Genomic DNA, 12,645 nt, shown 5'->3' with positions numbered 1-12,645 from the left:
GCGATGAACGCTTCCATGCGCTGACGGTTCGCCCCCATCCAACCCTCCCCCGCAAGCGGGGGAGGGCTTTGATCGGCCCAACCCGTCCGGCCCGGCGCAGCGCGCTGCGCGATCAGCTCAATTGAGCGAGAACACAGCGCCTTCCCCCGCCTGCGGGGGAAGGTTGGGATGGGGGCGAAGGGTCCGGTCACGGATGGAGAGAGCTCAGGCATGAAGGTTTGTCGCGCGATGAACGCTTCCATGCGCTGATGGTCTGCCCCCACCCAACCCGTCCGGCCCGGCGCAGCGCGCCGGTCGTTCGATCGATCCGCGCGGCAGTGCCGCGCACACGGATCGCTCTCACCCCCCGCGTGCGGGGGATAGCTCTGATCCTGCGCGTGCTCGAAATAGATTGAGCGTCCGGCATTCACGCCGCCACCCCCACATCCCGCCCCGCAAACAACGCATCCAGCGCATCCACCAGTTCCGGCGCGAACCGCCACGCCTGCACGCCCGGCGCATCGTCGCGCGTGGCATCCAAGCCGCGACAAAACAGATACCGCACGCCACCGAAGTCACGCGCGTAGTCGTAGCCGTCGCCCAGGCGGAAGCGCAGCCAGCGGTGCAGCGCGACGGTGTAGATCAGCGCCTGCAGGTCGTATTCGCTGTGCGCCATCGCGGCGTCGAGTTGCGCGGGGCCGTAGCCAGGCAAACGGTTGGTCTTGTAGTCGAGCACGTACCAGCGACCGTCGTGCGCGTAGGTCAGATCGATCAGGCCGGTCATCAGGCCTTCGAGCTGGCGGCGCGTGCCGAAGCCGCTGCGGGCACGCAGCACGTCGTGGCCGTGCAGCAGCGCGAGCAGGGCCTCGATGCGCGTGGGTGCGAGGGCGAACTGGAATTCGATTTCCGGGCGACGCGCGTCGGACGGCACATCGGCGAGGCGCACGCCTTCGGGCAGGGTGACGGTCAGCGTCTGGCCGACCAGTGGCGTCAGCACATCGATGCCGTCGTCAAGATCGGCATCCGCGTAACCGGCCGCGCGCAGGCGCGCGTCGATGACGTGCGTCTCGCTGGCGGGCGCGGGCGTGCCGGGTGTCCACGTGGCCCACTGCGCGAAGTCGCTGCGTTCCAGCACGTCGTGCAGCACGACGCCGAAGCGCGCGCCGGCGAAGCGTGGGTCGTAGTCGTCGACGCCAGCCGTGGGATCGGGCGCGGCGTCGGGATCGACAGCAGGTTCGTCCAGACCACCGGGCGCGGCCTGCGTGGATGCGCTCGATGCGTCGTGGCCGGATTCGGCATTCGCCAGCTGGGTGAAGCTGTAGACCCACCAGTCGCTCAGCAGCGAGCGCGTCGCGATGCGCGCGGCCGGCACGGTCTCTTCGGATTCGGGCGGCAGCCACGGCAGCGCTGCGGGCGACGGCTGCGTGTCGACGCGGACGGCAGTGCCCAGCGTCTCGGCGAGCGCGTCGGGGGCGGCGATCATGTGCGCGATCGCGGCCTTGCCGTACTCGTACAACGCGCCGCCGGCGATCCACAGCGCATGCCGCGCGCGGGTCAGGCCGACGTAGAGCAGGCGCGCGTCTTCGGCGCGCTGGCCGTCCTGCCAGCGCTGCTTCGCGTCGTTCCAGCCCGAGCGCGACGGCAGCAGTTTCCAGTGCAGGGCACGGCCCGCGTCGTCGGCCACGGCGACATGGCGACCGGCATCGCGCGGCTTGCCGCCGATGCCGGCGAACGGCAGGAAGACCAGCGGATATTCCAGGCCCTTGCTCTTGTGCAGCGTGACCACCTGTACCCGGCGCGCGTCGGATTCGAGGCGCAGCAGCTGGCTGTCGTCGTCACTGCTGGCGGATGCGATCGCGCGCGACAGCCAGTCGACCAGACCATGCAGGCCCAGCGCATGCGCCTGCGCTTCCTGCAGCAGTTCGGCGAGCTGCAGGTAGTTGGTCAGGCGACGCTCGCCATCGAGCAGGCCGAGCAGACGGCCCGCGTGCGCGGCGCACAGGTCGGTGATCAGGGCCAGCGGTCCGCCGCGCTGCAGACGGTCGCGCCAGCCGAGCGCGGCCAGCTGCCACGCGCGCAGCGCATCGCCGTCCGCATCGAGCGCGGCAACCTGCGTCGCGTCCTCGCCGATCAGCACCGTCGACAGCGCCATGCGCAGACGGCCGTCGTCGGCGCCGTGCAGCAGTGCGAGCAGCAGGGCATGCACGTCGCGCGCTTCCGCGGTCGCGAACAGGCTCTGCTTGCCGGCGGCGACCGCCGGAATGCCGACCATCGCCAGCGCGGCGCGGATGCGCGTGGCCTCGCTGTGCGAGCGCACCAGCACCGCGATGTCGCCGGGCTGCACCGGCCGGCCTTCAATCAGCGCCGTGCCCGCGCGCGCCTCGGTGAGGACGCGATGGATCTCGGCGACGCAGGCCTGCGTCGCGAGTTCGCGCGAGCGGCCGGCGCTCCAGGGTTTGACCTTGCCCTTGTGGTCGGGCGGCGGATCGGGCGCCTGCCACAGCGTGAGCGCGGGCGCAGGCACGCCGCCACGCAGATAGTCGTCGTCGCGCCGCACGCCGCCGGGTGCGACCTCGCGAAACGCGATGCGGGCGTCGACGAATGGCGGATGGCCGCTCGCATCGGCCTGTGCGTACAGCGCCGCCACCGCGCGCAGTACGCCGGGGCGCGAGCGGAAGTTCAGCGCGAGCGGCGGCGCGCGCTCGGCCGAGGCCTGCGCGGCGAGATAGGTTTCGACGTCGCCACCGCGGAAGCCGTAGATCGCCTGCTTGGGATCGCCGATGACGAACAGCGCCGGTGCGCCACTGGCGACGCCGAACACACGTTCGAAGATCCGCCACTGGCGTGGATCGGTGTCCTGGAATTCGTCGACCAGCGCGACCCGGTACTGCGCGCGCAGCTGCGCGATCAGCGCGTCGGCCTGCGGCCCGTCGACGGCGTCGGCGACGCGGTCGATCAGATCGTCGTAGGTCTGCACGCGCTGCTGCTGCTTGAAGCGCTCGACACGGGCGCGCGCGTCGTCGCGCAGGCGGTGCAGCAGTTCGACGCGGCGCACGTCCTGCCACTCGGCGATCTCGTCGAGCGCATCGAGATACGCGGGAATCGCGTCGCACACCGGCGAGTCCGGCGTCGGCCCCTTGGCGGTCTTGTTGGTTTTCTCGATCAACCGGTCACGGCGCAGCTGCGGCAGCTTGGCGTGCTGGAAGGGCGCGTCGTGATCGCCGGCTGCGCACCAGGTGCGCAGATCATTGAACAGCGCGGTGATCCAGTCGGCCTTGTAGCTGGCGCCATGCAGGATCTTGTTGTCGACGGCCGCGATCAGCGACGCGCGGAAGTCGTCGCCATGCGCGTGGAAGGCATGCGCGAGCGCGGCACCGGCAGCGCGCACACGCGGCGCGGGATCGTCCGGAAGTTCGGCCAGTGCGGGTCGCAATAAGCGTTCGCGCACCAGCGGCGACAGATCGCCGGCGAGCGCGATCGGGCCGCCGGACCACAGGCTCAGCAGATCGTCGGCGGCATCGGGTTCGACGCCGTGCGAGCGCCACAGATCGGCAGCGATGGCCTCGCGCAACGCGGTGTCGCTGGCCATCAACTCCGGCGCGTCGAAACCCTGCCCGGCTTCCAGCGCGTGTTCGCGCAGCGCGCGTGCGCAGAAGCCGTGGATGGTGAAGATCGCCGCGAGATCGGTCTCGTCGGCCGCCGCGCGCAGGCGACGCCGCAGCGCATCGGCGCTTTCCTCGCCGCGCGCGAGATGCTGGGTGAGGACGGCACTGGTCAGCACGGTCTCGGGCGAGGCGTCGTCGCCGATGTCGACCTCGACCAGCGCCTCGGCCATCTTCAGACGTTTGTGGATGCGGCTGCGCAGTTCCTGGGTCGCGGCCTCGGTGAAGGTCACGGCGAGAATTTCGCCGACGCGCAGACCGCCTTCGACGACGAGGCGCACGACCAGCGTCGCCAGCGTGAACGTCTTGCCGGTACCGGCCGAGGCCTCGATGGCGCGCACGCCGTCGAGCGGCAGCAGCAGGTAGGGATCGGTGCCGGTCATTCCGAGTCCTCCACGTCGAGTGCCGCGGCGATCGCGCGCAGCGCGTCGAGATCGGTGCCGCCGTAGACCATGCCGGAGACGACCGCGCTGAAGACCGTCAGTGCCTGATCGACGAACGCGACCTGCGTGGCCTCGTCGGTAAACGGATCGCGTCCGCGCAGCGCGAGGCGCAGCGCTTCGGTATTGCCTTCGCCCCAGCTGCGGTCGCTGCCGTGCCACTTCTTCGCCGCGCTCGAAAGACCGCGTTCGAGTGTCGGCGCGTTGAACAGTTCCCAGCCGCTGTAGGGTGCGAACGGCAGTGGCGCGCGCAGGCCCTGGGCGCGCAGGGCCATCAGCTGCGCGAGCAGGGCGCGGGCCTCGTGCGGTGCGAGCGTGGCGCGTGTGTGCGGACCAACGCCCGCATCGCCGCCGTCATGGAACTGCACCAGCGGTGTGTCGCGTCCGGCCGCGCTGGCGAGCAGCCAGTCGAGGCCGTCGCGGATCGCGGAATTCCCGTTCGGCGCATCGAAGCGGATGCGCGCGATGCCGTGCGGATACACGTCGCCGAGCCGCCCGTGCAGGCGCACACCGTCGATCTCGGCCTCGATGCGAGGGGATTCGGCCACCGCATCACCACGCCAGGCACGGAACGCCTCGGCGTAACCGTCGACCTCGCGTCGCGCCGCATCGAGCGTGCGACGCCCCAGTGGCCCCGACGGCAACAGCCCGCGTGCGCGCAGCAGAGCCTGCGTGGTCGCATCGTCGTCGCCGCGCAGTCGCGCTTCGAACACCGCGCGCTGCAGCTGTTGTTTCGCGAGGCCGCGGCCAGGCGCGAGCAACGGTTCGACGTCGCCTTCGAGCGTGTCGACCTCGGCCAGCCGCATGCCGAGCCGCTGGCGCAGGAAGGTCTCCGCCGGTGCCTGCAGGAAGCGCCGCAGCGCATCGAGCGACAGCGCATCGTCCGCTTCTTCGATCGGCGGCAGCGGCGTGCCGTCGAACCACGCCGGCAGCGCGACACGACGCTGCGCGGGCTGCGACGCGGCCTGCCACCACTGCTGGCGGTACGAGAACCGGCGCGGCTCGTCACCGGCGCCGAATGCGGCGGGCGCGAACGGCTGCAGCGGGTGATGCACGACGAGGTCGTCCGCCGCATGCGCGTCCGGCGCGTGCTGTGCATCGGCGGCGGCCAGCAGTTCGGTCACCAGCACCGAGGGCTCGCGCACGCTGCCGTCGCGCGGGTCCGCGCCCTGGTAGCTGACGTAGAACACGTCCTGCGCGGCGGCGAACAGCTGCAGGAACAGGAAGCGGTCGTCGTCGCGCGTGCTGCGGTCGCCGACCTGGCGGCGATCGGTGCCGAGTTCGGCGGTCAGGCGATTGAGCCCTGCCGCGGAATCGCGACGCGGGAAGTCGCCGTCGTCCATGCCGAGCAGGCAGATCGCACGGAACGGCAGCAGGCGCATCGGCACCATGCGACCGACGCTGACGCCGCCGGTCAGCAGTGGCGCGCGCGTATCCGCTTCGCCGAGCACGGCGGCGAAATGCGCACGCACGGCCTCCGATGGCACCGGTGCATCGAAGCCGGCGCGCGTGGCGTCGGCGGCGAAGGCGTCGATCAGGCTGCGCAGGCGATCGAGTGCGCGCTGGGTGGCGGGCGCAGACGGCGGCTTCGGCAGCAGCGCGTCGAGCAGGCGCAGCAGGCGATCGCGCCAGGCCTCGGGCGGCATCGCCTCGCCGAGCAGGTCGGCATGACGTGCGAGCACGCGCAGCAGGCGGACCAGCGTGTCGAGCGCATCGAGCGCGCTGCCTTCGAGTTCGGGCAAGGGAGCGATGAGCTGGCCTGATGCCGTCGCGATCGGTGCATCGCTGCCGCTGGCGTGGCCGAGCAGCAGACGGTCGAGCGCGAACGCCCAGGTGTAGGCGTCATCGGCCGGCGCATCGAGGCGCGCGCGATGCGCAGCGTCGATGCCCCAGCGCGCACCGGCCGCGAACAGCCAGGCATGCAACCGCGCGAACGCACCGGCATCGAGCCCGGCGGATTCGGCCAGCGGCGGACTCGCCAGCAGGTCCAGCGTTTCCTCCAGTCCGAAACGTGCGACCGGCAGCGCCAGCAGGCGCAGGAAGACATCGGCCAGCGGTTCGCCGGCGAGCGGGCTGGCATCGGCCAACGCATACGGAATCGAGTCTTCTCTACCGCGACCGCCGAACACCGCATCCAGATACGGGATGTAGGGATCGATGTCGGGCGCCAGCACCGCGATGTCGCGCGGCTGCAGCGGCGGATCGAAACGCGGATCCTCGAACAAGGCGCGCAGCTGGTCGTGCAGCACCTGCAGTTCGCGCAGGCGCGTGTGGCAGGCGTGGACCTGCAGGCTGGGATCGTCGCGTCGCAAGGCGGGCAAACGCGTGCGCGGATCGTCGGCGGCCGGCGTCAGCGGCGGTGACGGCAGCCGCTGGAACAGATCCGACTGCAGGCGCCGCAGCAGGCTGCCGTGCAGTTCGCCGCCGCCTTCACCGGGATCGGCATCGCTGCGCAGTTCGACATCCGGATGTACGACTTCGTAGCTGCCGAGCACGGCCATGAAATCGCGACCGGCGTGGCCCCAGGCCTGCAGCAATGGATTCTCGGTACGCGCGGCCTCGGCGCCACCGGCGCGCACGCGCTGCAGATCGCCCCAGTAATCGCGACTCGGCGAGGGCACATAGAAATGCAGCGTGCCGACGCGCGCCTGCGTGGCCAGCACGCGCAGCACGTCGGGCGAAACGTTGAGCGTGGCGAACGCGAACAGCCGTGGCGGCAGGCCGACGGGCAGCGGGGCGTCGGCGCTTTCGAAGCGGTCGAGATATTGCTGGATGCGCCGCGCGCGATGCTGGCGACCGCGCGCGATGCGCCGCCACAGGATCGCCTGCGGATCGTCGGCATCCGCGCCCGCTTCCCAACGCAGCAGCCAGTCGCGGCGCCAGGCCTGATACTTCTCGAACACCGAGGCGAGCTCGCCGGCCAGCGCCCATGGCCGCAGCGGATCGACGCTGTCGACATGCGCGCGCAACGCGGCCAGCGCGGGCTGGGCGAGGAAGGCCGGATCGATCAGCGCGGCATACAGATGCCAGCGCAGCGCGGCGGCGTCGGGTTCGTCGGTCGGTGGACCGAGATTCGCCGACAGCGCCTTGCCGACGAATTCGCCGGGCGTCACGAACTCCAGATTCGCGGCGACGCCGTGTTCCGCGGCGAGCGCGGCCTGCAGCCAGCGCCGCATCGCGACCTGCGGAATCAGCACCACGTCCGGCGCCAGCAACGACTGCCCCGGCGCCGGCGTGCGCAGCGCATGCGCCATCAGGCCCGCCAGCACTTCCAGTGCATTGGAATGGTAGAGACGGAAGTCGGGTGCGGCGTCGGGCATCGCACCATGATGCAGGAGCGCGCTCTCGCTGCGTGAGATCGCGCGCGGGTCGACGTCCCTCGACGTCGCCCGCGTCTACGCGCGCCGGCGCGTCGGAATCAGAAGTAGCCCAGCACCAGGTCGGCCTGCGACTGGGACAGCGTGCCGGCTTCGACCGCATCGGCGACCGAATCGCGCACCGCGCCGGACCAGGTGTCGCCGTAACCGCCGGTCATCTGCGCGAACATCTCCAGTCGCTGGTCGCCGTCCGCGGCAAGCAGGCGCAGCACCTCGGCGCGATAGGCCGGATCGTCGTTGTTCTTCAGCAGGTTGCCGAGGTCCATTTCCCAGGTGGACGAACTGCCGCTGCGGTTGTAATCGGCCAGCGCCAGTTCGCGCGCCTGCGCGGCATCGCCGAACAGATCCGGCGACAGCGATTCCGCCAGCGTGGTCGCTTGCGGATAGCTGCTTTCGAGGTAGTCGCGATAGAACGTCGCGGCCTCGCCCGGATGGCTGGGTGCGTAGGAGGCAATGCCCATCAGGTCCCAGGCGAAGTTCGGATTGTCGGCGGCGAGCGCGGCGGCGAAGTCCTGCACATCGCTGCCGCTGATGCCGGCGGCCGCGGCCACGTCGGTGAACTTGCCGGCCAGACCCGGCGCGCCGCCGATATCGGGATGCGCCACCAGCAGCGATTGCACCTGCTCGGGGGTGAGATCGAGTGTCTCGGCCATGTCGAACAGCTGCGACGAGGCGCTGATCATCTCGTCGATGATCTCCGGATCCACGCCCGCGGCGGTCAGGTACTTCTCCAGCGTCTCGCGGCGCTCGTGGCCGTTGATGATCTCGCCGGCGAACGAACCCGCGGCCGAGATCACCGCACCGATGCCCGACAGCAGGAAGCCGGCAGGCGCGGCCGGGGTGAATTCCAGCGCGCTGCCCAGCACCCCGATCACATCGCCGACCATCGCGATCGCATAGCCGGCATTGCCATCGGCGGCATGGCTGAAGCTGTTGGCCAGCGACGCGGAATTGGCGATCAGGCCCAGGCCCGGCGCGAGCTTGGCGGCGAAGCCGGCCGCGCCCGCGAAGCGTCCGGCGGCCTGCGCGGCCTCGCCGACCGCGGCCATGCCGCCCATGGTGCCGGCGACCAGACGGGCCGCGTTCTCGCCCGACTGGGCGAAGCCGGCGACCATGTTGACGTAGTCCTCGTGGGTACCGGCATTGACCGCGCCGACGGCGCCCAGCACCACGCCCGCACCGGCGACGGCGCGCATGATCGGCGAGACGGTCTGGTACTGGTTGAGATAGCCCTGCATCGCGCTGACATCGCCGCCGGCGGCGGCGTTGAGCAGCTGCGAGCCGATGCGGAAATCGTCGACGCCGGCCTTCGCCGGCCACGCCTGCACGAGGCTCTGGAATGCGGTCTGGAACTGCGCCGAAGCCGCCGACACGTCGCCGTTGTTGCGCTCGAGCAGTTGTGCCATCGCCGAGGACGCCGCGTCCTCGAGCACCGGGCCCGAGAGTTCCTCGAAACCGGCGAAGGCTTCCGCCAGCGCCGAGGTCGGCCCGCCGGCGTTGATTTGGGTCAGCAGGGCGATGACTTCCTCGCCGCGGCCGTCCTGCGCCAGCCCGGTCATCGCCTCGACGACCTGCTGGGCGACGGCGGGATCGCGCACGGCGGCGTCGAGCACGGCGTCGGTGTTCTGCGAGACGTGGTCGGCCAGCGCGGCCGTGGCCTCGGTCAGACGCGTATAGGTGCCGACGTTCTCCGGATCGGTGCGGAAGGCGGTGACGAAGGCCGCCTGCTGCTCGGGCGTCATCGGGCCAGCCTGGGCCAGCAGTCCGCCGAGCTGCTCGTCGAGCTTGGCGACGTCGTCGGCCGCGTCGGTATAGGTGTCGAGTACGTTGCCCAGATCGCTCGCCGTGGCGCGGGTCGCGTCGGTGGCGCCGACCTGGCCGATGCCGGCGCGGCCGGCCACGTCGGTCCAGCCGGCCTGCTGGTTGCCGAGCGCGCGCACGTCGGTCTCCGACAGTACGCCGCGGTCGACCGCCGCGCCGATCGCCAGCGCGAATCCCTCGCGGCGCGCATCGGCATCGAAGGAGGCGTTGGCGTTGGTCACGACGTAGCCGCTGTCGTCGCGTTCGAACAGCCCGCCGTACATCGGGCTGACCACCTGTGCGAGCACGCCGTCGTCCTTGGCCAGGCGCACCAGTTCGGCGAGATAGGCCGGGTCGCCGGCGTTGGCGGCCATCAGATCGCCCAGCGCGTGCTGCGCCATGATGCCCTGGCCTTCGACACGCCCGGCGTAGTCGTTGGCGGCGTCGGCCACCTGCTGGGTCGATGTGCGGCCCGACGGCTCGGCGGTCGTGACGGCGGGGCCGGCGCCGGCCTGTTGCTCGTAGGTCTCGCGCACCGCGGCCGGACTGCGGGTCTGCACCGCGGACAGCACCGCATCGGCGCCGAACACCGGCTCCAGCCGCTGCATCTGGCCGGCGTCGAGCTGCGACGCGAGTCCGTTCAACAGATCGGTGCGGTCGGTGACGCTCAGGCCCGCCACGTCCTCGGTCAACGCGGCCTGCTGCTCGGGCGTCATCGCATCGAGCGCACGGCCGGTCGTCGTCGGATCGACCTGCCGCAGCACCTCGAGGGTGGGCACCCAACCCTCCCCCGTGAACGGGGGAGGGCCCGAAAGCAGGCGCCGTGCATCTGTCGGCGCCGGTGTCCGATGCACTACATTGGTGCATGGCCGACGAAACCCCACCGCCGCAGCCCTTCGATGCACTGACCACGCCGCTGCTCTGGGCCGGCGCGGACGGGCGCATCCGCACCTGCAACGTGGCGTTCGCGCGCTGGCTGGGGGTGGGGCGCAAGCGCCTGATCGACCAGCCGCTGGCAGCGCTGGAAGTGGACGGCGACGTCCTGCGCCTCGCCCTGCGTACGCCCGGCGATCCCGCCGATGGCCCGATGCGCGTGCGCCGGCTGGTGCTGGCCTTCCTCGGCGGCGAGCCGCGTTTCGCCGATGCCTGGCTGTCGCGCGAGGCCGACGGCGGGTTGCTGCTCGAAGCGCATCCGGTCGACGAATTCCCCGGCGCCGATCCGACACTCGCGATGCCGCTCGCGCTGTCGGCGGCGCTGCGCGGGCTGGCGCACGAACTGCGCAATCCGCTGGCCGGCCTCAAGGGCGCGGCGCAGCTGCTGGCGCGCCGGGTCAGCGACGGCGAATCGCGCGAGCTGGTGGCCCTGGTCGATACCGAAGTCGCGCGTCTGGGTGCGCTGGTCGACCAGCTGCTCTCGCCGCGCGCGCCCACGCCGCATCGCGCGCTCAACATCCATGGCGTGCTGGAACAGGTGCTGCGTCTGGCCGAGGCCGATGCCGGCTGGGCGGTGCGCATGATCCGCGATTACGACCCCAGTCTGCCGGAACTCTCGGGCGATCCCGACCGCCTCACCCAGACCGTCTGGAACCTCGTCCGCAACGCGATCCAGGCCGGCGCCGCCAACATCACCCTGCGCACCCGTGCCGCGCTCGGCGTGCGGATCGGCGACGAGGTGCACGCGATGGTGCTGCGGCTGGAGGTCATCGACGACGGCCGCGGCGTGCCCGAGGACATGGTCGAGCAGATCTTCCTGCCGCTGGTGTCGGGACGTCCCGACGGCAGCGGTCTTGGACTGGCGATGGCGCAGCAGGTCGCCCGCGAACACCGTGGCGCGCTGGTCTACCGCTCGCGCCCCGGGCACACCGTGTTCACCCTGCAGCTGCCGTTTCCCGTCGAGGAGACGCCGACCGCCCCCGTCACTGCCGATGCGCCGGAGGCGCCTGCCGCATGAGTTCGCCCGCCCCGCGCGTCTGGGTCGTCGATGACGACCGCTCCGTCCGCTTCGTGCTCGCCACGGCGCTCAGCGAGGCCGGCTACGACGTGTCCGGCTTCGACAGCGCCCAGGCCGTGCGTGATGCACTGGCCCAGCGACCGCCGCCGGACATGCTGTTCACCGATGTGCGCATGCCCGGCGATTCGGGCCTGCAACTGCTTGATGGCCTGAAACAGCAGCATCCGCAGCTGCCGGTCGTGGTGATGTCGGCCTATACCGATGTCGCCAGCACCGCCGGTGCGTTCCGCGGCGGCGCGCACGAATTCCTGTCCAAGCCCTTCGATCTCGACGAGGCGGTCGCGCTTGCCGCGCGTGTGCTCGGCGACCACGACACCGCGCCCGACGACGCCCCGCAGCCGACCGGCGACAGCGACGCGCTGGTCGGCGACGCGCCCGAAATGCGTCAGCTGTTCCGCGCGATCGGCCGCCTGGCGCAGGCGCCGGTCTCGGTGCTGGTCACCGGCGAGACCGGGACCGGCAAGGAGCTCGTCGCGCGCGCGCTGCACCGCGAATCGCCGCGCGCGCGCAAGCCCTTCGTCGCGCTCAACACCGCGGCCATTCCGGCCGAACTGCTGGAGAGCGAGCTGTTCGGCCACGAAGCAGGCGCGTTCACCGGCGCGTCGCGGCGCTACATCGGCCGCTTCGAGCAGGCCGACGGCGGCACGCTGTTCCTCGACGAGATCGGCGACATGCCGGCCTCGCTGCAGACGCGCCTGTTGCGCGTGCTGGCCGAGGACGAATTCTTCCGCGTCGGTGGCCGTGAACTCATCCGCGTCGACGTGCGCGTGATCGCCGCGACCCACCAGGACCTCGAGCGGCTGGTGGCCGAAGGCCGGTTCCGCGCCGACCTGCTGCATCGCCTGGATGTCGTGCGCCTGCGGCTGCCGCCGCTGCGTGACCGCCGCGACGATGTCGGCCAGCTCGCCGAGCGTTTCCTGCAGGCCGCTGCCGAGAAACTCGACGCGCCGCCCAAGCGCCTGGGCCGCGCCGCGCTGCAGCGGCTGCGCGACCACGCCTGGCCGGGCAACGTGCGCGAACTGCAGAACCTGTGCTGGCGCCTGGCGGCGCTGGCGCCGGCCGATCTGGTCACGCCGCAGGATCTCGACGGCCTGCTGGGCGCGGGCGCGCCGGCCGCCGACCACACCGACGCCGCGGTCGACTGGGACGACGTCCTGCGCACCTGGGCCGATGGGCGGCTGCGCGCCGGCGACGACGACATCCATGCGCAGGCGCGCGAACGGCTGGATCGCGCGCTGCTGGAAACCGCGCTGGTGCATACCGGGGGGCGCCGCGCCGAGGCCGCCCTGCGTCTGGGCGTCGGCCGCAACACGCTGACCCGCAAACTCGGCGCGCGACGGCGTCGCAGTTGAATCCCCTTCATCGACGCGCCGCGT

At 71.5% G+C, this 12,645-nt stretch carries 5 protein-coding genes; 2 read left to right on the top strand and 3 right to left on the bottom strand.

The features are described from left to right. Positions 1-406: 406 nt before the first annotated feature. The 3 genes from CURTO8I2_RS10665 to CURTO8I2_RS10655 all read right to left on the bottom strand — a co-directional run bounded on the left by CURTO8I2_RS10665 (position 407) and on the right by CURTO8I2_RS10655 (position 10,037). The gene (locus CURTO8I2_RS10665; RefSeq protein ID WP_159681052.1) at positions 407-4,024 is read right to left on the bottom strand and encodes an exodeoxyribonuclease V subunit beta; all 3,618 of its coding nucleotides are present in this window, start codon (positions 4,022-4,024) and stop codon (positions 407-409) included. Continuing rightward, positions 4,021-7,401: an exodeoxyribonuclease V subunit gamma gene (gene recC / locus CURTO8I2_RS10660; protein WP_159681051.1), complete on the bottom strand. Its 3,381-nt coding sequence runs from the start codon at positions 7,399-7,401 to the stop codon at positions 4,021-4,023. The genes CURTO8I2_RS10665 and recC overlap by 4 nt, the downstream gene beginning before the upstream one ends. A 98-nt stretch (positions 7,402-7,499) precedes the next feature. After that, on the bottom strand, positions 7,500-10,037 hold the full coding sequence (locus CURTO8I2_RS10655) for a hypothetical protein (protein ID WP_159681050.1): 2,538 nt from the start codon (positions 10,035-10,037) through the stop codon (positions 7,500-7,502). A gap of 86 nt (positions 10,038-10,123) precedes the next feature. Here CURTO8I2_RS10655 and CURTO8I2_RS10650 point away from each other — a divergent pair, with 86 nt between their 5' ends. Then, positions 10,124-11,209 carry an ATP-binding protein gene (locus CURTO8I2_RS10650; RefSeq protein ID WP_159681049.1) on the top strand — a complete coding sequence of 362 codons (1,086 nt, stop codon included), beginning with the start codon at positions 10,124-10,126 and terminating at the stop codon, positions 11,207-11,209. Beyond that, positions 11,206-12,621 (top strand): nitrogen regulation protein NR(I), encoded by a 1,416-nt coding sequence (gene ntrC / locus CURTO8I2_RS10645; RefSeq protein ID WP_159681048.1) that lies wholly within the window; start codon positions 11,206-11,208, stop codon positions 12,619-12,621. Before CURTO8I2_RS10650 ends, ntrC begins: the two co-directional genes overlap by 4 nt. Positions 12,622-12,645 lie beyond the last annotated feature (24 nt).

The organism is Luteimonas sp. 9C, from assembly GCF_902506295.1.
GTDB lineage: Bacteria > Pseudomonadota > Gammaproteobacteria > Xanthomonadales > Xanthomonadaceae > Luteimonas.
The sequence above is the reverse complement of the archived record's forward strand: the minus strand, read 5'-3'. Positions and strand labels throughout refer to the sequence as shown.

What these genes read in the sequence shown, in the direction of transcription:
- CURTO8I2_RS10665 (WP_159681052.1), bottom strand. Translation starts at nt 4,024, where the DNA reads ATGACCGGCACCGATCCCTACCTGCTGCTGCCGCTCGACGGCGTGCGC.
- recC (WP_159681051.1), bottom strand. Translation starts at nt 7,401, where the DNA reads ATGCCCGACGCCGCACCCGACTTCCGTCTCTACCATTCCAATGCACTG.
- CURTO8I2_RS10650 (WP_159681049.1), top strand. Translation starts at nt 10,124, where the DNA reads ATGGCCGACGAAACCCCACCGCCGCAGCCCTTCGATGCACTGACCACG.
- ntrC (WP_159681048.1), top strand. Translation starts at nt 11,206, where the DNA reads ATGAGTTCGCCCGCCCCGCGCGTCTGGGTCGTCGATGACGACCGCTCC.